Source organism: Rhodopirellula sp. UBA1907 (genome assembly GCF_002337565.1).
Lineage (GTDB): Bacteria > Planctomycetota > Planctomycetia > Pirellulales > Pirellulaceae > Rhodopirellula > Rhodopirellula europaea.
On the sequence record NZ_DDGH01000013.1, the window covers coordinates 34,086 to 58,005 of the forward strand.

Genomic DNA, 23,920 nt, shown 5'->3' on the forward strand with positions numbered 1-23,920 from the left:
AAACTTTGAGCAAAACGCCGAAAAGATAACCACCCCGACGATCGATTCGATTGAATCATCCGATTCAAGCTGTTCCTAGGTCGGACGACCTCAGCGATCAGAGGCGGCGAAGGACGGCGTCGACGAATTGAATGTCCCATTGCCCACCCGATATCCTCGTGCGAACGCCCCAGCGTTGCTGCTGTGCCAGAATTCGCCCTAGCCTGATGGATTTGTTTGATGATTGGATCACTCGTCCGTTCCAGCCTGACCGGTTGCATCGCTCTGCTCTCTTTGATGTCGCTGGCTTCTTCAGCCAACGCTCAAAACTGGGCCGAGAAAATGTTCACTGAGACCAACCACGACTTCCGGGTCGTCGGTCGCGGAACCAAGGCGGAATACAAATTCGAGTTTCGCAATCTGTATGAAGAAACAGTCCACGTCCAAGGCGTCCGAAGCAGTTGCGGTTGCACCACGCCGACCGTTTCCAACGACACGCTGAAAACTCACGAAACCAGTTCGATCGTTGCGACACTGAACACGAGTACCTTCATCGGTCAAAAAGCTGCAACCGTGACGGTCGTGTTTGACCAACCGTACTACGCCGAAGTTCAACTGAAAGTCAGCGGCTTCATTCGCACCGACGTCACTTTTGATCCACCCGAAGTCGATTTTGGTCAGTGCAAGAATGGCGAAGTCAAAGAGAAAGACATCACGATTACCCATCGCGGCAATTCAAGTTGGCGTTTGACCGACGTCCGCAGCCACTGCGACGACTTTGCGGTCAAGTTGGAACAACCAATCATTCAGCCAAACATGGTTCAGTACAAAATGCGTGTACGCATGAAAGACACCATGGAGGAAGGCGAAATTCGCGAACGATTGACGTTGGTCAGCAACGACGCCAAATTCCCAACCATTGAAATGTCGATCGCGGGAATGATCCGTCCAACGATCAGCGTTTCTCCCGCCGCCGTCAGCCTGGGCACAACCGAGTCGGGCAAAACGGTCAGCAAGCGATTGCTGGTTCGTGGTGAAGAGGCATTTGAAATCAAAGAAGTTCGATGCCCGGACGATCGCTTCCAGTTTGAAATTCCCGAAGGCAAAAAAAAGCTGCACTTCGTGGAAATGAAATTCACCGGTGGCGATGAACCAGCCCGCATCGCTCAACGAATCGAAATCGTGACCGATCTGCCGGGCAACAAGACCGCTGAATGCGTCGCGACGGGTACGGTAAAGTAGCCCACTCGCTGATCTCGCACCGACGGGATCGATTTTGTTGATTTGGGGCGAACGCCCTTCGCCCACATCGCTACCGCATGCCTTCTTCGCCTCCCAAGCTGACCGCCGACTCGCACGTTCATTTCTTGACCGGGCGTTTGGCGGAAGCTGCCGTGAGCGAAGAGGCATCTCGTATCGCAAAAACATTTGGCTGCGAGCACAGCGTCGGCGTGGTTCCGATCACGGTGGCCGCGTTGATCACGCCCAAGTGGCTTTCCCGTCACTGGGAAATCCCCGATTGCGCCACCCACGTGATCCTGCCTGGATTTCTGGAGGACAACCTTGAAGCGGCCGGCGATTTGGCAGCTCCATTGCTCGGGCTGATCCAGCAGACTTCTGCTGAGGTGTTGTGCGGTCCGAAAGATTGCCGAGACCTGCATGCGTGGATGACCGGTCGTCAAGAAGCCGTCGACTTGTCGGCTCACTCGATCGAGATCATTGCCGAAATCAATCACGCCCCGCGATTGTCGATCGAAGAGGTCGTGCGAATCGCGAATCAATTGCGTGAACAGGGAGCAGATCGAATCGACGTGGGATGTGATCCTTCGCGTCGTTGCCAAATGATCGGGGACTACGTTTCGGCTCTCGTCGACTCCGGCCACACCGTCAGCATCGACACGTTTGATGGCGAAGAAGCTGGCGATGCGATTCGCGCGGGTGCCACATTGGTGTTGTCCGTCAACTCATCCAACCGCGAGGCGGCGCGTCACTGGGGATGCGAAGTGGTCGCGATTCCCGATGTGCCAGACGACTTGTCCAGCCTCGATGAAACGATCGACTTTCTCACACAACACAATATTCCCTTTCGAGTCGATCCGATTCTTGAGCCCATTGGATCGGGCTTCACCAACAGCCTGCTCCGCTACGCTGAGGTTCGGCGGCGGTATCCCGACATTGAAATGATGATGGGAATTGGCAACCTGACTGAATTGACCGATGTCGATTCGGCGGGCGTTAATTTCTTGCTGCTCGGCATCTGCCAAGAGCTGTCCATCCGAAGTGTCTTGACCACGCAAGTCATCAACTGGGCGAAATCGTCGGTCGCGGAATGCGAGATCGCTCGACGATTGGTCCACCACGCGGTTTCGCGAGGCGTGCCGCCCAAACGGCTGTCCGATCAACTCGTCACTCTTCGCGATCCGAAACTGCGACCGCATTCGGACGCGGCACTCGCGGCGCTCGCCAACGGCGTTAAAGACAACAATTACCGTTTGATCGCTCAGAACGACACAATCCATTTGATCAGTGCCGGTTTGCACCTGGTCGGCAAAGACCCGTTTGAGTTGTTCGCTGAATTGATGCGGCAACCGCAATCGGACAACGTCGACGCATCGCACGCGTTTTACTTGGGTTATGAAATGGCGAAAGCCAACATCGCACTGACGCTGAGCAAACAATACGAACAAGACCAAGCGTTGCACTGGGGGCACCTCACGGTGGAGGAAGATTCGCACCGGATCGAGCGAACCAGTCGGCATGCACGCAGTCCGCAAAAACCAGACGATCCGTCCAATTCCTGACCTGGCCTCGGTCAATCGATTCCGCCGGCCGCCGCACCTGTGTTCGGTTTGACGTCGTCGTAAAGGATTCAATCGCTGCAGCACGCACGGTTGGACGGCGACCGGACACTCCAAACGTTTTAACATTTCGTCAAGACGGTCTTGTCCTTCGTAGCAATCGGGTAAAACCTAACCAGAGATATCCTTCTTGGTTCTTTTGGTTCGGTTGCCCACGTGTCAGTTCTACGCACCACGTTGCTATGGATCTCCGCCTCGATTCTGGTCCTAATACCGTTGTGTTTGGCAGCGGATTTCGGCGGGATCTTGCACTGGAGTCAATACGTCGCGGCCACCGGTATCTTGGTCGCGATGCTGTTATCGCTGGTCGGTTTGACGGACACGACCGCGTCCAGCGGTCTGCGCCAACACAAGTTGCTGATCCCGCTCGGATTGTTGGTGCTGCTCGCATGGATCCAAACCATGCCGCTGCCGTCCAGCCTCGTTGGATTGCTCAGCCCCGGATCTCAAGAGGCCTATTCGACATGGCTGGACGGTTTGGTGCCCGCGGAGGAACAACCTTCGATCCACGCGATGTCGGTGTCGCCGTTTGATACCCATCACGTCGCGATGTTATTGACGTTGTTGTTGCCGCTTTCCTTCGCGGCATCGATCGTCTTCCACGCTCGCAATCGATTGACGATGTTGCTCAGCGCGATCGCAATCACGGGTGCATCTGTCGCGATCATCGGCTTCTACCGCAAACTCGACCCGACGGCGGACATTTGGTTCTTCCAATCCAAGTCCAGCGGGTTCGCCGGATTCGTCAATCGCAACAACGCTGCTTTGATGTTGAACTTCGGTTTGGCCGCCAGCCTCGGGTTGTTGTCTTGGCGGATGATGGCTCTACACAACATCGAATTGGATGATCCCGATTTTGAATTCAATGATCTGTTGGCACTGATCTCGGACCGAGAGTCACTGATCGGTTTGCTTTCATCGATTACCTGTGTTGCCGGTTTGCTTCTGAATGGTTCGCGAGGCGGTGTGGTCGCGGCGTTGTTTGGATTGGTTTTCGCTTTCGGATACGTTCGCCCAAGACGCGGGTTGATCGGTTTGCCTGTGTTGGCAGTTGTGATCGCAATCTCGGTCGCGATTTTGACAGTTCCGATGCAGCTCAATCTCGAATCCATCACTCGGCTCGAGATGATTTCCGCAAACGCAGACACGTTGCAAAAAGACGGCCGGTTGCTGCACTGGCAAGATGGATGGAATGCCGCGATGGCTTACCTCCCGATGGGATCCGGCATCAGCACCTACGGATATTCCTACTTGCCGTACCAATCGCAAAGTCCGGGACCATGGTTTGAACACGCCGACAACTTGTGGTTGGAAATGCTGGTCGAAACCGGATTGCCTGGCGTAGTGATCACGGTGCTGCTGTTTGTGATCTTGCTTCGGTCACTGCGGCGGTTGTCGACGTCAGCCGACCCCGTTGATCAAGGCGTTCGCGTCGCGGCGTGGTATGCGATCGCCGCGGTTGCCGCGTCGCAATTCTTTGACTTCGGTTTGATCATGCCCGCCAACCTATTCGTTGCCGTGGTGCTGGCGACCGCTGTGGTCTCGCGACAGGTTGCTGGCGGTGGACTGCAAGCTCCAATGCCCGAGGAAGAAGACGATCCTTATCACGCGATGGCGATGGCGGATCCCGAATACGCCATGGCAATGGCCGCGGCGGAACGGGAAGAAGAAGCCGCTGCCGCAGACGTCGAACCAGAATCCACAACCGACAACACGAAGTCCGCTTCGGGCGGCGCGAAGATCAAATTGAAATCCACTTCCAAGTGGGGCCGCCTGACATCATCCGTCAGTGTTGGTGCCATCGCGGTTGCGATTATTTTGCTGTCCGTGCTCGCGATTCCTGGTTTGAAAAACGACGCCGAATCGGAATCACTGGTCCGCCGCATCCAAAGCGAATACTCGGGAATGAAGTTTCAACCTGAGGTTTTGGAACAAGTCGAGTCGTTGCTGGCCGAGAACCTGGAATCCAACCCGTTCCCCGAAACGCGAACCTTGCTTGCTGCGACTCAGCGTGATCGCGGACGCTTGGCGGAGACGTTGGAATGGCGACCGACGACGATTGAACAGGCAGGTGAGATTTACGCGAAAACGAATCTGAACGAGCGTGAACTGGATTACCCACCGCCATTGGCTGCGATGACGCGAGATCCGCTCAAGAGCATTCTGCATTACGAAGACGCCTGGAACACATCCTTGGCTGGCGTGGTGACTTGCCCGCTCGGACAAGCCTCGCGAGCATCGTTGGTGCAATTGCAATCTGTTCTGGAACCCCAGCCCGAAACCAGCGTCGCGGTCAAACATCTTGCGAAGTTCTACTCCACCGAGCCCATTCGTTTGATGCGATTGGGGCGACGCGCTTTCATGATCGGCGACTACGATTCAGCCGTATCGACGTTTCGAGATTCGCTCGCCTTGCGTCCCGGTCTGGCATCTCAGTTGATGCCTCTTTTCCGAGTCAACCAAGATAAATTGCCGCTCAGCAGAGTCATTCCGGAACAATCGCAAGCGATTGAATTGGCGGCGGCCGATGTGATGTTGTGGGATGAACCCGATCAACCGTTCCTTCAGTACGCTGCAAGTTCGATCGATTGCAGTCGCGCATCCAATTTGGCTGGTCGCGCTAAATGCCAAGCACTTCTTTCACGGATTCACTTCACACTGTCTGACACCGAGAAAGCGACCAAGTCGGGCGAAGAAGCCATCCGCTTGATGCCCGATGAGCCGCGATACCGAGTTCAATTGATTGAGCAAATGCTGATCACCGGCAATCGGAAAGATGCCCTGCGACATTCACGAATGGGCCGCGAAGCATTTCCGAAAGACAAACGGTTCCAACAATTTGTCGATCGCATTGCAGAAGCCGATCGAAAGGAAATGCTCGAACCCAGTCTGCCAAAAGACAAGACGCTCCCGAGTGTCGAATCGATTTTGAATTAGCGGGGGTTTGAAACCTCGATTGTCGCTGTGTGTTGAAATATTGGCAGGCACAACCGGTGTTACAAATGAGGGAGTTGTCTCAAGACGCACCCTCGGACAACCAATCCCAGAACCGTCGCCCCAGGCTTCTTTGATCGCGAAGAGCCATTTGTCCGGTCTCGCCAGCTCGCACGCGATCACTGACTGCGGGTGAGAGCGGGACGATCGATTGGAAACGCGGTGTCAACAATTCGTAGGGATCCGATGATTGCGACTGCTCTTTCGCGGGAGCAACCGGCAGCGGTCCATCCGCGATTGCCGCGAGTGCGGGGTGCGGGATTTGGCGACTGGCTCGAGGCTGCAACTTCTCGGGATGGACTTCGATGATTTCCCCGCCGCGAAAAAGCACTTGCATGGGTTCGTCTTTTTGCAGTGCCGAACGATAAGCGTCCAAGTCGGAATCACCGACCGACACCAACAGCTCCATTCGCTGGCGAACGCCGATATGGACCAACTCTTGTCCGGCACGAACATAGGATTCACGAAGGTCTTCTAAATCCGTTGTCAGGATTTCGCCGTCGCGTTGAGCAACCACCCGCAGCGAATCGACCTGTGCATTCAGTTCTTCCAAGCTGCGGCGCAAACTCTCGGACTTCTGTTTGGCGGCTTCGGCCAAGCCAAGTTCGCCCAACCCTTCATGACGTTGCCACTTGATCTCTTCCGCATCCAATTCCAACTGAGTCGCATCGCGTTCAGCGACCAGTTCATGATCAATCAACTGCAGGATGACTTGTCCAGCCATCACTGAATCACCGGATTGCATGACAATCTGATCGACAAAACCATTGACCGGCGAACGTAGAATTTGATCGTCCGCGAATCGCACGACGACGGGGACAGGACGGCTGAGCGGTGACGGCAACGTCACCAAGAACTGGGCCAAAAAGCAGAACGTTACGCACGTCCAAATTGCGCGGCGACGGTGCGACCACTTTGAAAACGATTCCGCCTCACCCTCGTAGTTCCAAACCTTGCCCGCGAATTTCAACGTTGGAAGCATGACCCACAATAGGATCGCAGCCATTGCCATCAGCAATCCAACCGGGCCCGCCCACATTGATACAACGACAATCAATCCGCCCATCCAGACAACCTGGAAGACAACCGATGCGGCGGCGTGACAAGCAGCGAATCCACGCCGCCAACCCGATAGCTTGCAACTGTCACCTCGCATCGCAAACAACTTGAACTGCAACCAACCACCGAACAGTTTGCGACCTTGCTCTCGCAAGTTGGGAATGTCCGTCCAGTCGGAGAGAACGTAGTAGCCGTCCAAACGCAACAACGGGTTGGCATTGACCAGCAACGTCGCAGGACCGGCGATAAAGAATATTTGTGCTGCCAAGTGTGCCGCGAAGTCGGATGGGTGCCAGCACCAAATCCAAAATGCAACCGATGCGATCAACAATTCCCAGTACACACCCGCCATCGCGATCGAAGCGCGGGATTGGCGGTTGGGAAGACGCCAAGCATTGGTCACGTCCACGTAGGCAAGTGGTGCCATCAGAAAGAACATCACGCCGGCTTTACCAACCTGGACTCCATGCCAACGAGCCGCGACGGCGTGGCCCATCTCGTGAATCAACTTCATCACGGCCCAGATGGCCAGCATTCCAACCCAAAGCTGCGAATCGAAAATTCGCATCAACTCCGCTGTTAGTTGGCTACGTTGGAACAAAGCGAAAGTCATCGTGATCGCGATGAATGCTCCCGCAACCACAACACCGTGAGCCGTGAACAGTGGTCGCGCAAACGGCAGCAACGCATTAGCGGGTCCATTCGCATTGATCAGCGGGAACCGCAAGCTGATCAACCACGAACACGCCTTGATCAACGGACCAATGCTAACAGAGAGGACCTGGATCAGAACCGCGAACAGACCGGGTCGCTTGGCCCGCGCTGGCTGTTCGAATGCAGCCTCAACAGAGTCGTCCGTCGACACCTCATCGGTATCCAGGGCGTCGGACTCGTTCGCGGGATCAGCTACGACTTCAGCTGGCATTGCAGGCGGCGTCGCGGTCGGAACGGCTTCTGCGATTGCGATTTTCTGAGCCACCAACACCGCGATGAAATCAGCGACGTCTTCTGGCGACCAATCCAAACCATCCCGCTGGGCTTGTTGCACAATCTCGGTGGTCGAGCGACGACCGTCCAGCAGCGTTGCAACGTAGTGTTCCGACGTTCCCAATTGAAAATGCTGCCCCGTCCCGCCGTGAGCGGCACGGATGACCGTGACGCCAGCCACCTCACATACAGTGAACTCCATCTCCGGATCCAGACGCACTTTGGGTGCTTGCGTCGAGGGATCAGTCAGCACATCGGGTTCCGCCAGAACGCGATCGTCCAATTGCGGCTCATTTGTGGCAGCTTCGTTTGGATTCACCATCCGATCATCCACCCCATTCGTCTCACGGGGGTTCGAATCCATTTCCAAATCCATGGATAGGTGGGTCCCATCACGATTGCTTCGCCACGCATCCCCACTCGCAAGGCCGCGTTTTCGTTTGGCAGTTCCGCGATGGCAACGAACACATTGGCATCATCACGAATCGTCGCAGCAGGCCAAACGGACTGAACACTGCTCTCGAAAGCTACCGCATCCAAGGCGGGAAACCACAACTCGACAGGAGCGTTCATTTCCACGAATCCAATTTCAGACTCGGGCAACTCCAATTCAATCTCAACGTTTCCTTCGGGAGCAACTTCCATCAACGTTTGCCCGATTTCCAACGGTGTCCCGAGGGATCGAGTCAGGTCACCTTGGATGATGATCCCATCGATCGGCGACACGACATCAAGTTTGCTCAGCTTGTCTTGCAACAACTCCGCTTTCCGAAGCAACGTCTTCCGGCGCAACCCAGCCAACTGGGCTGAAGCAATTTGATTGCTTGCCAGTGCAATGTCCTCGTCCTTTTGAGCCTCATCGATTTCCGCCAGCAAAGATTCCAACTCGATCCGCAACGGCCGACCGTCCAACTGCAGCAGTGTTTGTCCCTCCGTGACACGATCGCCGGGACGAACCAACGTCGTCAGCAGCGTCGCATCGATTGGCGATGCGATCAGGCGTCCGTTCATCGGGGCGACCGTCGCGATCGCATGGGTGCGATACGACATGGGAATGCATGTCAAAATCAAAGTCACCAAGAAAGCGATTCCGATCAGCCCTCGCCGTGACCACCACTTGCTCAGCTTGTTCGCCAAACGTCCCCAATGATCCTTTGCCGGGCGACTCAAAAAAATCGCAGCGAACAATCCCATCACGTCAGGAGTCAGCATCCGTTGGAACGTTCGGGCATCAAAATCATCCGCGGCAGGAGGACGAATCCACAGCTGACAACGCGGCGACGTTGAACCGCCGGATGCGTTCTCGCTTGGGTGGGATGCGTTCTCGACATCCGGAACCAAATCGATCACCAAAGTTCCGTTGTCCCATCGCGACGTGCTTTCGGTCGGCGGTGGACTGTCTTCTGCGGTCGATGCCAACCACTGTGCGTCATAGCGTTGACGAATGGAGTTGTCTGCTCCCAACCAACCCAGCCGTCCATCGTGCAGCCGATGCAACGTCCGACCGCCCCAACCCAATCGAATGGTGTGTTCAGGCAGCACGGTGCACAACCGCTGAACCAACAATTCCGCGGCGGACACACGGTCTTTTGTCGACGCCATCTCGGTCAACCAAGTGTGCCACATCGATTGAAAAAGTTTCGATCGCGAAATATCCGACAACTCAGCGGACTGCATCGTCTGCGCATTCGTAGCGTTCGACGCGACCACACGTTTGGGCTTGGCTTGGCTGGCGAAATCGGTCGATGCGGCAGTGCTTACCATCGATTGACTCCTGACTTTCGCAGTTTGGTGATCGACTCAGGCTTCTCGTCAGATGGGTTCGGTGCAACGACCCGCATGGTGCAGCGGTCGCCAGGCCGAAGTTCGCCCGTTGGGTTGTCGATCCGCACCCGAATTTCGATCGTGCCGCTTTCACTGTTGATCGATGGACCGATCGTGTCGATCTTTCCATCCACGGTTTTGCGAGCGGCCCGAAAATAGACCTGGGTTTCCATGCCCGGCTTCATCTGCAGTGCTCGGTCGGCCATCACATTGAAAACACCGTGAAGAATGTCCGTCCGCACCAGACGAACAATCTCCGGTGACGAAGGCGTGATCGTGGCTCCCAGACCGGCTTTCTTTTCCGCAACGACGCCATCGAACGGAGCTCGAATCGTACGTCGCTTCCATTGCAATTCAAGTCGGTTGGCTTCGGCCGATCGAAGCGTTCGTTGTTCGGTCGCCGTCAACAACCGTGCCGCTGCAATCTTCAATTCCAATTCGGCTCGACGGAGCTCATCGGAACCCGCCATCTCGTCACGCAACAAACGACGAAGGTGTTCGACCCGAATCGTTTGCATGTCCAACGACGCTTGCGCCGCGTTGACTTCACCCAACATGGCGGCTTGCGTTTGAGCGATCTCCATCGACGCCTTTTCAACTTCGTCGTCCAATCGAGCAATGACGTCGTTGGCTTTGACCCGTTGGCCGACCTTCACCGGCAATTCGATGATTCGCCCGAGATCTTCGCTTCCAAGGTAGACGTCTTCGATGGCTTGCGAGAAACCTTCGTAGGCAGAATCACCATACAATGCGATGCCGCGCTGCGTCGCAGACGTGCCTTGCGCAAATGCGAGATCCGCCGTTAGATGAAACGCGATGAAGACGCTCAAACCGACAATCGTCCATGATGTTTGCTTTGTCATTTTCCTATTCCATCCGTTCCAATGTGGACGCTGCGCCGCCAGCCGATGAATCTTCGAATTCAATCAGCCCAACCTCTCCAATCAACGATTCACCGACCACCTGTGGGCTCCACTGGTTGGTCTGAGCCGGTGCATGCAATTGATCGATCTCAACTGGTTCGATTTGCAAAATATCAATCTCGCTCGTGTCGCCGCATCGAGATGGCTCGACGCCTTCGGTCATCAACAACGTCCCCATCGCCTTTTGCAACTCGATCAAAGAGATGATCGATGAGACTTGAGCGGTGACGAACAACTGCTCGCTTTCGGTACGACGTTTCTGAGTTTCCAGCAGATCCTCCAGCACGAGCGCCGTCGGTCCGCCGTCGCCCGCTAACAATTCCCAACGACGCATGGCGATCTCTTCTTCGCGAATCGCGGCTTGCAGAGTGATCGCCTTGCTTTCACGCAGCTGAAAGTTTGCGTTCGCTTGAATCAACGCCGTTTCAATTTCGCGTCGCGCCACCAACAAACTTTGGCGTAATTCTTCGCTGCGTTGTTGGTATCGATACCTCGCCTCGCGAACTCGACTTCGTGCGGCGCGGCGACCGTACGGCAGGCTGTATTGCAAGGTCGCCGTCAGACCGGGGCCTTCGGTGAACTGGTCACCAAACGCTTGGAAAAATCGATTGTTCCCACGAAGACCGGACAAATACGCATCAAAAACCGCATCCAACTGCGGTTTCAATTCGTTTCGAGTCACGTTGATCCCCAAGCCCGCAGCCGCCAATTCTTGCGTCGCGGCTTGGATATCAGGCCGATATTCCAACCCGCGAACGATGGCGTCCTTCAGATCGATGTCATCTTTCGGGATAGCGGGATTGGCCAACGGAATCATTTCGACCGATTGATTCAACGCCGTGAGTTCCGGGCTTCCAACCAATGTTCTTAGACGGACTTGCAGTCGTTGCAATTCAGCTTCGATTTCGATTTGGCGATCACGATCGGTTGCCAATCGACGTTGCACCTTGATTCGTTGGAGCGGCCCGGAGTCCAAATCCGCACGTCCATCCACGATGCGTGCGATCTGTTCGCCTCGTTCGATCAGGCTTCGTTGTTGAACCAGGTGACAACGTCGTTCATACAAACGCCAAAACGCTTGAAAGGTATCGACCAAGTGGGCTTCCACTTCCGAACGCATCTCTTGCCAAGCAATCCGGCTGTCGATCGACGCCTGTGTGACAAGCCGGGTGTTGTAGACTTCACCGCTGGTCGCCAACAATGGCTGCGTGATGCTGAGGCTGACTCTTGAATTGCCTTGCGGGTTGGGTTCGAAGAACAGGCTATTGCTATCCAGCGTTCCCAGTTCTTGCGTCAGATCGACGACCGCACCGCGCCGCGTCAATTTGCGGAAGCCGCCGCTAGCGATCACCGAGTTCTGAATCAATCGATCAGGACCGCCCGTCGTCAGCGTGCTGCCGACCGGATCGTTGACACGGCCGTAGCCACCTTCCAACAACAGCGTCGGATCGAAGACTGCGTTTTGCTGCACAATCTTTTCGTACGCAATCGAAGTCCGCCGTGAAACTGATGAGATCCGAGGACTGGTCTCGAGCGTGTCCGTCAGGACGGTTGGCAAATCAAATGACACTTGCTCAGGCGTCTGTAACAGCCCCGAGTAGGCAATGGATTCCCACCAAGGAGCGATGGTGTCAACCGCCGTGGTGACTTCCGTCGGTTCCGGCGGCAACGCCAACGTGTCATTGGTTGATGACGCAAGAGGCGTTGAATGGGCTGCTGGCGGCGTTTCGGGCTGCAACGAATCCCGGCGATTGGCCTCCGCCATGTTGCGTGCAGCGTTGTCGAGGAACTGCTGAAACGACGTTTCTTCCGCTCTGAGGCCCTGTGAATGCATCCCGCACGAGATCAAACCACAGGTTGCTAGCATCCAAGCAGCGACCGTCGATCGTCGCAAAGGCCAAATTGCCTTCGCAGACGAACGCCGTTCTTCACATTTCGACGTCGAGACCTGCGGGGGTCTCCTCCGTCGAATGCTGCGGTGATGCTGATACGTGGGCTTCATTCCTACCTAGACCAAATTTGCTATCGCAAACAATCACCGTCGGTTGTCGCCTGCTCCTTCATCCGAAGGTTGGCAAGCGTGCCCTCTCAACCACTGGGGTGACCACAACGTCGTGAGATCCTGTGCGTTGATTCACTACGTGTACATAACTCTTCGGATGAGACGGTCGAGAGGATTGCAACGACCGTGAGCAAATTGAGCCTCACACGCGTTTTGACTGGCAGCAATCGGAATAACGCGTCAGGTCAGCTGAACCCGCAAAGTCAGCGGATCCTACGTGGACACCCGTACGTCTCATGCGGGCGTCAATTTGTGTCGTTTAGGACGATGAGGCAATTCACCATGCAAAATAACGTTCCTGAAGATTCAGCGATGTCCAAACGCGACTTTCACTTCTTTCAACTGGAAGATCGAGTCCTTCTCTCCGGTGAAGGTTTGGAAGCAATTGAAGTCGTCGCTCCGGATGCGGAGTTACTTGAATCACTCAACGCCGAATTGGATTCGATCGACGCTGCGCTGAATGACATCGATATCACAAACGTGACGCCTGACGGTGAAGCACGTCGGCCGAAAGACGATCCCGAATTCTTCGATCCAGCCGACGGTCCCATCACGATGGATCCGGCTCGGCCGATCGAAGTCATCTTCATTGATGACGGTGTGCAGGAGAGCGATACGCTCGTCCAGAACCTTCGCAATCAAAGTGAAGACACGCAGTGGGTCATCGTGCGTTTGGCGAGTGACCAAAGCGGCATCGATCAAATCAGCAATGCGTTATCGACGTTGCAAGGAGTCGATGCGATTCACTTGGTTTCGCACGGTGACGGCGAAGCAATTCAGTTGGGCAGCGATCGATTGAGCATCGACTCCGCTCCGTCGTTTGCCGGTGACATTGCGTCGTGGGGACACTCGCTTGATGTGCAGGCCGACCTGCTAATCTATGGATGTGACCTGGCGAGCACGGTCGAAGGTCAAGACCTGATCGAGATGTTGGCACTGGTTTGCAACTGCGACGTCGCAGCAAGTGATGATGCGACTGGACACGAGGAACTCGGTGGTGACTGGATCCTCGAATACACCGTCGGAGATGTGACGACCGATGTTGCGTTCGGATACGCTGCACAGGCCAGTTGGTATGACACGCTGGCAACAATCACGGTGACCACCACCGATGACGAGAACGATGGGAACACGTCCGACATCACCGCTTTGGAGGCAACGCCGGGCGGAACTGGAATTTCACTTCGCGAGGCGATCATTGCCGCCAACAACACGGCCGGCGCGGACACGATCGTTCTGGGTGCGGGAACCTACATTCTCGACATCGCCGGCCAATTCGAAAACGCATCCGCAACGGGTGACTTGGACGTAACAAGTCAGATCACCATTGCTGGTGACGGCCTTGGCACGACGATCCTCGATGCGTCGTCACTCGGTGATCGAATCTTCTATATCACGAACGCAGCTGATCTGACGATCAGCGATATGACATTGACGGGAGCGTCGTCTGCTACCGAAGAAGGGGCAGCCGTCTACAACGAGGGCGATTTCACAGCAACCGATGTGGCTTTTACCAATAACACCGTCGGAAATGTCGGGGGAGGTGCGATCTATTCTCGAGGAACGACGACACTTGATCGCACCTCATTGATCGGGAATACCAGCGGTGCGAGCGGTGGTGCGATTCACGTTTACAACGGAACCACCACGATCACCAACTCGACGATCAGTGGCAACGAAGCAGAATTCTACGGCGGTGGTATCTACGCTGAGAATGCAGGTAGCACGGTGAACATCGTGCATTCGACGATCGCCGATAACACCGTTCTGAACACAAACGGCTATGGCGGTGGTGTTTATGTAACGGCCGCAACAGTCAATACCGAGGCCTCCATTTTCGCCGACAACACGTCCAATCTTGGTGGGAGTGACGTGCATGGCACGATCGTCAGTGGCGGCTACAACATTGTCGAACACAACAGCGGTTTCAGTGGTACCGTCGGAACCGACCTCTTAGGCAACGATCCCTCCTTGGCTGCGTTGAGCGTGGATGCCACATCGGGGCAATCCATCCACGTAATCGACAGTGGCAGCATCGCCTACAACGCAGCCACCAGTTCCTTGGCGGTGGAAGATCAACGCGGCGTCGCACGTGACGGATCGCCCGACATTGGTGCGTACGAGTATGTCGCGCCGCCCGAATTATTCGCACACTACAAGTTCGACGCGGGTTCAGGTGCGACCGACAGCAGCGTGAACGGCTTGAATGGTGTTCTGCAGGGTGATGCATCGGTCGACACAACGACCGGAACGAATCAGGTCGGTGACGGAAAATTGACACTTGATGGGACAGGCGACTATGTGGACCTATCCGCGAACGTCGGTAGTTTCGCGAACCTGACCGCGGGCACGATTTCCACATGGGTCAAACTTTCCTCGTCGGACTTCTCAACCATCTTTGACATCAGCGACGGTGCGACAAGCAACTTCGCATCGTTGTGGGTTGAAAACGGAAACTTGACTTGGGCAGTCAATGCAGGCGGTTCTTCGCTCATGCGTGCGACTTCGACCGCGACCATCAACGACGACACCTGGCACCACGTCGCGGTCACCACCGACGCGAGCGGCACGAGCTTGTTCATCGACGGCATCAAACTAACCGGCGGCGATGTGACCTATTCACAAGGCGACGCGTCAACGACGACGTTCTTCAACGACTTGACTGGTCCATCCTCCGTGAAGCTCGGCGCGTACGACATAGGTTCCGTAGGCGGTGAATTCACTGGTCTGATGGATGATATCCGAGTCTACAACTATGCAGTTGACGAATCGGACATGGCGGACCTGCATGCCTATCGATCCGACACGCCGACTGACCTCGCGATCACCGACACGACGCAAGGGGGCATCAGCATCAATGAAGATGGCGGAAACGATGCGTATTTCATCGCCGATGACGGCGACAGTGTCCTCGGTGGGTTGACCGAATTCACGATCGAGATGCAGTTTTCATCGACTTCGATCACCAATCAAACAACACTTTTTTCTTACGCGACTGCCGCGGATTCGAATGCTTTACTGAGTATCGTCAGCGGAACAACTCTTCTGCTGTATACCGATGGAGCGAGTTACAGCTTCTCCGGTTTTGACTTCACGTCGCTCGGTGATGGCGAGCTTCATGGCATCGCAATGACTTGGGATAGCGTGACGGGTGAGGCGGAACTGCATGTCGACGGGGTAGTCAAGTCCACAATATCTAGCGTTGCAGTTGGACACTCGATTGCTGCCGGTGGAACACTGGTGTTTGGCCAAGAACAAGACTCTGTCGATGGAGGCTATGTAGCGAGTCAAATCTTTCGTGGCACGCTTCACGATGTGCGTGTTTTCGATGACGTCCGGACCGCCGGGGAAATCGGGGCCAGCTACCGCGGCGCATTGCCCTACGATGAAGCCAACCTACTTGCAAACTGGAAATTTGACGGTTTGTCGCCTGAAGGAACCGTCACCGAATCAGTCAGTGGCAACGACCTAACACTCAGTCACGCCAGTGGTACCGGATTCACTACAAGCGATCCGGCATTGACTCTTGCCGTAGATGAAAACGCAATCGACGGTACGATCGTCGGGCAAGTTTCAGGCGTCGATGCCGAACGTGAAGCAAGAATCGCTGCACTTTTGGCTGCCGACTCCAGTCTTTCCTACAACGCTTCAACCGGCAAGTTCTACAAAACGGTCTTGTCGAGCGGTACCTGGACCGCTGCTCACTCGGCCGCCGAAAGCACCACCCTCTCGGGCTTAACGGGCGACTTGATCACCATCGAATCAGCCAGCGAGAATGCCTTCATTCGACAATTGGCGACCGACTTCATTGGCAATGATGTTTGGATTGGTGCTAGCGATGCATCGTTTGAAGGTGAGTGGCAATGGAACGACGAAGACGTCAACACTTCGGTTTTCTGGCAAGGGGATGAAAACGGCTACGCTGTCGACGGTAGATATCAAAACTGGGACACCGCCACCGGTCCCAATGGTGGAGCAAGCGAAGACTACGCGTTCCTACAAGAGTTCGACGGCGCGTGGTTTGACGCCACCGCCGCTCAATCAATGGACGGCTACGTGGTTCAGTGGGATGCAGACAGCGTTCTGGATGCAACCGATGCATTGACTTACACGATCCAGTCACAAACCGTCGCCGGTGCCTTCGCGATCGATGCCAGCACGGGCAGGATCACGGTTGCCGATGGATCATTGTTGAACTACGAGAGCCAGGCATCTCATTCGTTGACCGTTCGCGTGACGGACGAGGACAGCAACACTTACGACGAAGTCTTCACGGTTTCACTCAACGACTTGGCCGAATCCAACAACGCGCCAAGCGACCTGTCCAGCGGTATCGAGCTGAACACTGATGGCGGGAACGATGCTTACCTTGCTGCTACCGATGCAGACTTTTTGCTGGGGGCGGATGGGCACACTTACGAAGTTCGGTTTTCCGGCCTGACCGATATCGCCCCAGGTGGTATGGCCACGTTCTACACGCAAAGAGACATTGGCTCGGCCCAGTCCTATCTCGCGGTTCACGACGATGGAACGCTCGATTGGGCGGGACTCACGTCCTCTGGGCAGTACACTCAGCTACTTGACGGCGATGTCCACTCCCTAGCGATCACCTGGGATGCGTCGGCAGGCCATATCGCGTTCTATGTTGACGGAGAGTATGTCGAATCCACTTCGGTCGCATCGCAAGCGGGCAGTACTGGCGGTGACACGTTTGTTCTCGGACAGCACGTGGACTATTCGACCGGATCCTTTGATTCCGATGAAGCCTTCAAAGGGACCTTTCATGATTTCCGGGTGTGGGACCACGCCCGCGGCGCCGAAGAGATTGCACTGAACTATCAGCAGAAGCTGGACATTACACCAGCGGAAGCGACAGCCGAAGGATTGATGGCGAACTGGCAATTCGATGGTTTCAATGGTTCCAACGAAGTGGTCGACATCGTCACTGCGGGCACTGGGTCCGAAAACAACCTGAGCATTGGACATGCAGTCGGAACTGGTTTTACAGCCAGCACTCCGGTTGAAGATCTTCACGTCGCTGAGAACACCACCAACGGATCGACGGTCGGCTTCGTCTTACCGAGCGCCCCGGACGTTGCTGAAGACATTGCCAGCGATGGTTTATTCAACGAAGCGACTCCGTCCACCACCCAGTATGGTGTGACCGGGACGTTTGGTGACTGGACGGTCACGGAAGCCTCCATCGACCTGTTTGCGACCACCGATTGGAAGTCTCCGTTGGGCGGTCGCGTTGTCAACCTGGACGGCTCTGCGCCAGGAGCGATTGAGCAAATCTTGACGACGGTTGCGGGGCGGCAGTACCAAGTCGTTTTTGCGCTCACAGGCGACTTTAGCGGCGGAGACGCCGTCAAGAACCTTCGCGTGAGTGCGAGTGGTACGAGTGCCGATTTCCAAGCGACTCAGGAGAGCAATTGGTCATGGGGTGAAACCGGGGCGTTTGAGCAGCGTAGCTTCACCTTCACAGCCGACGACACGACTTCGGTGCTCCAGTTCCGATCGCTCGAAGGTCCGACCAGCACCTATGGTCCATACATCGCCGACGTTCAAGTCATCGAAATTCCCGCTGCTGTGACGACGATTTTGAACGATGACCCGACGTTGTCCTACGACGCGGCGACGGGGAAGTTTTACAAACTTGTCACAAACGCAGTGGACGTGACCACTGCCATGTCGAGCGCTTCCAGCGACTTGATCAACGGAGTCGGCGGTCAATTGGTAACGATCCGTTCGTCCTACGAGAACGAACTGGTTCAGGACATCGTTTCCAGAGCGGGATCGGAGTTCTACATTGGAGGCACGGACGCGACGAGCGAAGGCAACTGGAATTGGATCGAAGACGGGGTGGAGGCGGACAACTTCTGGGTTGGTGATGAATTGGGTGCAGCACCTGCCGGCGTTTACGCCAATTTTAATTCAATTGAGCCCAATGACTTTGGAGGGAACGAAGACTACCTAGCTATCTACGGATCGACCGGCGAGTGGCTTGACCTCTCCGGTGCAGACAACCGCGGCTACATCATTGAATGGGACGCAAGCGAAGTTTTATCTAACTTCACGTTCAGCCTGAACGACGATGCGGGCGGGCGGTTCGCGATCGATTCAAACACCGGCGAAATCACGGTGGTCGATGGATCGCTATTGAACCACGAAGCCAGCTTGTCTCACGACATTGGTGTCACGGTAAGCGATGCCGCTGGCAACTCGTACAACGAAACGATGACCGTTGCGGTCGATGATGTCAGCGAAGCACCCACGGATCTGTCCGTCGGTGTTGCGTTGAACTCAGACGGTGGAAATGACGCCTACTTGGTCGACAATTCCAGTGGCGTTCCTTACTGGGACGGCCTGCCGGGGATCACGATGGAATTTGCGATCTCGGATCTGCAAACTCCAGCCGACATGGCGACACTCTATTCACGACAGTCGGGTGGCTCAGGATCGTATCTCGCAATCCACGCGGATGGGACGCTCGATTGGACCGGGTATGAATCGACCGGAACCTACAGTCAACTTTTTGACGGCGATTTGCACACGGTTGCATTCTCTTGGGACACACCCGGTGGAGAATTGCGATTCTACGTCGATGGTGTGTTCGCCGAATCCATCGTCACGGGGACTCAGGCAAACACCAATGGTGGCGGCGCGTTCGTGCTGGGACAAGACCAAGACGGCGGCGCGGAGTCTGGGTTCGATTCCGCACAACATTTCTCGGGCACGTTTCATGGCGTTCGAGTTTGGGACCACGTTCGTGCCGATTCGGACATCGCCGATCACGACAACTACAAACTCGATTTCACGTCTGCCGAAGCCGCCTCAGCGGGATTGCTGGCCAACTGGCAATTCGACGGTTTTGTCTCCGGTGAAATCGTTGACATTGCCAACGGCTACGTGTTGACGGTCGGTCATGCGACCGGCACCGGATACGTGGCCGGTGCCGCGCGAGACACGTTGGCAGTCGATGAAATGGCAGCCAACGACACGCAGGTCGGATTCGCAATTGCCCACGATGCCGATGCAAACGACACGTTCGACTACACCCTGCTCGATTCGGCAGGAGGTCGGTTTGCAATCGACATCAACACGGGCGAGATCACCGTCGCGAACGGTTCACTGCTCGACTTTGAAACGACCACATCGCATGACGTGACCGTACAAGTGATGGATTCCTCGGGAAGCACCTACAACGAGACCATCGCGATCACAGTCAACGACGTGAATGATGCGCCGGTGATGACGGCTTCATCGCCCACCTATCCCGCCACCGAAGATGGAGCTCCTTTCGCCGCTTCAGTCTCAGCGTTCTTGGGCAGTACCGTCACCGATGCCGACGCCGGTGCAGTGGAAGGTGCCGCGATCTTTGGATCCGCGGGCTCTGGTGGAACTTTGGAATACAGCATCAACGGTGGATCCAGTTGGACATTGATTCCATCGGTCGACGCAACTTCCGCGTTGCTTTTGAGAGCGAATGACCTGATTCGCTTCACACCGGACACAGAGAATGGCGGCACCCTGACGTTGGACTACCACGCATGGGACCAAACGTCTGGTACCGCCGGTGGAACAGCGGATGTAACGACACGCGGCGGTTCGACCGCATTCAGTACAGCAGACAACACCGTCACGGTGACCGTCGCGGATGTCAACGACGAACAAGTCATCAGCACCAACAACGGGGCAACGTTCAACGAAGGCTCAGCGGGCAACACCATCACTTCGTCGATGCTGGAGACCACCGATGTTGACAATACCGCTGGCGAATTGACTTACACAGTGACGGCCAACCCCGGTCACGGCCAATTGAAATTGGACGGAATGGTCACCACCTCGTTCACGCAATCGGAAATCGACGCCGGACGCATCACTTACGATCACGATGACAGCGAAAATTTGGCGGACAGTTTTTCGTTCAGCGTGGATGATGGCGCTGGCTCGGCGTCGACCGGTTCGTTCAGTATCACGCTGAACCCGATCAACGACAACGCTGTCGCGATCACCAGCGATGGTGGTGGCGCAACGGCCAGCGTCAACGTGAATGAAACCGTGTCTTTCGTGACCCAGGTCACCGTTAGCGATGCCGACATGCCGGGTGATACGATGACGTATTCGATCATCGGCGGGCCTGACCAAAACGACTTTACAATCGACAGCAGTGGAAACCTGACTTTCGTCAACCCGCCGGATTACGAAAGTCCAGCTGATGATGACCTGGACAATGTCTACACCGTAAAGGTTCAGGTCAGCGATGGTGTGCACACCGATAATCAATCAATTACCGTCACCGTCCAGGATGTGCAAAATTCGTCGCTAACCGTCACCACAACTTCGGATGTCGACGACACCGGGCTGGGTGCAACCTACACGATCGAAGAGCTGTACGCGGTCGGTGGTGGCACCGACGGCGAGGTATCACTTCGCGAAGCTATCACAGCGGCCAATGGAACGCTCGGCCAGGACACCATCAACTTCTCGATTTTGAATTCCGACGCGGGTTACACCGGCACCGATGGAGTCGACGCGCACTGGCAAATTTCGCTGACCGCCGCGCTGCCGACCATCACCGAATCAGTCATTTTGGACGGAACCAGCCAAACCGTCTTTGGCGGAGACGTCAATCCAGGAAGCTTGGGCGTCAGTAACGAAGCCGGCACCAACGACCAAGCGATCAGCAGCGTTGAGCGACCAGAAATCGCAATCATCGGTGCGTCAGGATTCGATGGCTTGGTTGTAGGCGCCGACAACGTCACGGTGCAAGGCTTCGCGATGTATGGCTTCTCATCTGATGCCGCGATCTACATCAATGATGCTGTGATCAATACCGTGATCGACTCCAACGTCTTCGGGGTGCCTGGCACGGGAATATCGGATCCAGGTGCCGCCCTGAACAACCAGATACATATTCAATCGATTGGCGCGGACAACGGAACTTTATCGAACAACATCCTGGCGTACTCCAAGGCAGCGGCAATCCACGCCAGCAACGCCTCCGACGGCTGGAGCATCACCGGCAACCAATTTGTCAACAGCGGGTTCAACTACAGCAACGGTGATGCCATCGCGATGAACGGCTCCACCGGCGGCACCATCGACGGAAACTATATTGCCGGCAGTTCAACGCAAGCGATTCTGCTGTCGGGTTCAACCAGCGGCGTCACGATCACTGACAACACGATCGTCGGCAATGGGGTCGGACCGAGTTCTGGATCAGAAGTCCAGTTTGATGCGATCGCGTTCCGCAGCGGTACGAATGACATCACGCTTCGCCACAACATAATCGCTGACAACTACGGCGCCGGCATCACCGTTAACGATGGTGCATATGATATTGAGATCACGGAGAACTCAATCTACGGCAACGGCACTGTGCTCTCCCGTCAGGGCACGGCGTCGACAGGCAGCATCGGCATCGATTTACAAGCGTCCGGCGACGACATCGCCTACGGAACCGCGCCGTACTACACAGCCAACGACGCTGGCGATGCCGATGCGGGTGGCAACTCGCTGCAAAACTTCCCGGTGATCACGCAAGCGGTCAGCGACGGCACACAGATTGCAATCTCGGGAACGTTCAACAGCACCGCCAACGAAACGTTCACGATCGAATTGTTCACTTCGGCCAGCTACGCCAACGGATACGGACAAGGCGAAACCTTCCTAGGATCGGTCAGCGTCACGACCGACGGCAGCGGGAACGCGACGTTCAATACCACGCTGTTCACCGAAGTCGAATCAGGCGACCTCATCACCGCCACCGCGACCAACGACACGACGAAAGAAACGTCCGAGTTTGCCGCTCAGTTCGCGATCAACGGCCCAGTCTACGCAAACGACGACGATGGCCATTTGGAATTTGATGGCACCGACGATTACGTCGCCATCGCGTCGTCACCAGAACTGGTAATGACCAACACGATGACGATGGAAGCTTGGGTGCGTCCAGAGGCGTCCGCAAACACCGACCGCATGATTCTGAACAAAGAGGGCGAATACGAACTTTCCGTCGATGTGGATGGATCACTGAAATGGGGATTCAACAACACCGATCCCGGCTGGGCATGGCACGACACGAATCACGTTCTGACCGAAGGTGAATGGGCGCACGTGGCGGTCACTTATGACAACGGAACCGTCACAACCTATGTCAACGGCGATGTGGTGGACGTCTACGAAGGCAGCGGGGCGATCGGCGACGCTCATCCAACGATGGACGAACTACACATCGGTGGCCGTAGCAACAACCCAGCCGGCCAGTATTTCCAAGGCGGCATCGACGACGTACGCATTTGGAATGTGGCTCGATCACAAGATGAAATACGTGCCTCGATCGATTCGCCACCCTCCGGTACAGCGACTGGCTTGGTTGCCAACTACCGCTTTGACGAATCGGGAACCACGGTCACAGACTATTCCGGTGAAGGAAACGATGGCGTCTTGGGCGGTGGAACGGCCACTGCCGAGCCGACTCGATCCTCCTACGCGCTCAGTGAAGACGCAACGCTGGTCGTTTCGGCTGCCAACGGTTTGTTGGCGAACGATGCGGATACCGATGGTGATTCGATCACCATCACGGAGATCAACGGCATCAGCGGCGACGTAGGTACAACCGTCACGCTTGCCTCGGGCGCGACCGTGCAACTCAATGCCGACGGCAGTTTCGATTTCGATCCTGGAACCGTCTACCAAGGTCTCAACGACGGCGAGACCGCAACCGACACATTCACCTACACCGTCATCGACGGCAACGGCAATACCGACGTCGCAACCGCTACGATCACGACCACAGGCATCAACGACGCGCCGATCGCAGCAGCCATTGAAGGCACGGCGCTGGACTACACCGAAGACGACGGCAACGAGGCGATCACCGACACGCTAACGCTCAGCGACGTCGATGATTCGGACTTGGAATCAGCAACGGTGTCGATCACCGCTGGATTCAGTTCCACCGAAGACAGTCTTGTCTTCACCGACCAAAATGGCATCACCGGATCTTACGACTCCGGCACCGGAATCCTGACCCTGTCCGGAACCGCCACCGTCGCCGAATACCAGGCCGCACTGCGTTCGGTTGCCTACAACAACAACAGCCAGAACCCAGACGAAACGACTCGCACGGTGCAGTTCATCATCAACGACGGCACGACCAATTCCGTCGCTGCGTCTCGCGACATCAATGTCTCGGCGGTAATCGACTTACCGGTCATCAACAACTTGCA

General features: G+C 55.8%; 8 protein-coding genes. 4 read left to right on the forward strand and 4 right to left on the reverse strand.

The window, feature by feature from the left end; all coding sequences use genetic code 11:
- Positions 1–321 precede the first annotated feature (321 nt).
- From B2R17_RS03270 to B2R17_RS03280, 3 genes are all read left to right on the forward strand, one after another.
- A complete protein-coding gene (locus tag B2R17_RS03270) occupies positions 322–1,221 on the forward strand; it encodes a DUF1573 domain-containing protein (RefSeq protein ID WP_286762908.1) in 900 nt (299 codons plus the stop codon).
- A gap of 77 nt (positions 1,222–1,298) precedes the next feature.
- A complete protein-coding gene (locus B2R17_RS03275; RefSeq protein ID WP_286762830.1) occupies positions 1,299–2,780 on the forward strand; it encodes a DUF4346 domain-containing protein in 1,482 nt (493 codons plus the stop codon).
- Positions 2,781–3,053: 273 nt separating this feature from the next.
- Positions 3,054–5,774: an O-antigen ligase family protein gene (locus B2R17_RS03280; RefSeq protein WP_286762909.1), complete on the forward strand. Its 2,721-nt coding sequence runs from the start codon at positions 3,054–3,056 to the stop codon at positions 5,772–5,774.
- Positions 5,775–5,853: 79 nt separating this feature from the next.
- On the opposite strand, the gene B2R17_RS03285 is transcribed toward B2R17_RS03280, so the two are convergent.
- The 4 genes from B2R17_RS03285 to B2R17_RS03300 are packed head-to-tail and all read right to left on the reverse strand — an operon-like array spanning position 5,854 to position 12,458.
- Positions 5,854–8,241, reverse strand: a complete 2,388-nt coding sequence (locus B2R17_RS03285) for a site-2 protease family protein (protein ID WP_286762831.1) — start codon at positions 8,239–8,241, stop codon at positions 5,854–5,856.
- Positions 8,193–9,641 (reverse strand): efflux RND transporter periplasmic adaptor subunit, encoded by a 1,449-nt coding sequence (locus B2R17_RS03290; protein WP_286762832.1) that lies wholly within the window; start codon positions 9,639–9,641, stop codon positions 8,193–8,195. Before B2R17_RS03290 ends, B2R17_RS03285 begins: the two co-directional genes overlap by 49 nt.
- Complete coding sequence (locus tag B2R17_RS03295; RefSeq protein ID WP_286762833.1) at positions 9,635–10,564, reverse strand: efflux RND transporter periplasmic adaptor subunit; 930 nt, start codon at positions 10,562–10,564, stop codon at positions 9,635–9,637. Before B2R17_RS03295 ends, B2R17_RS03290 begins: the two co-directional genes overlap by 7 nt.
- Positions 10,565–10,568: 4 nt before the next feature.
- Positions 10,569–12,458 carry a TolC family protein gene (locus tag B2R17_RS03300; RefSeq protein ID WP_286762834.1) on the reverse strand — a complete coding sequence of 630 codons (1,890 nt, stop codon included), beginning with the start codon at positions 12,456–12,458 and terminating at the stop codon, positions 10,569–10,571.
- A 510-nt stretch (positions 12,459–12,968) separates the two neighbouring features.
- Between B2R17_RS03300 and B2R17_RS03305 the strand changes: the two genes are divergently transcribed.
- A partial coding sequence (locus B2R17_RS03305) for a LamG-like jellyroll fold domain-containing protein (protein ID WP_286762835.1) occupies positions 12,969–23,920 on the forward strand: 10,952 nt, incomplete at its 3' end.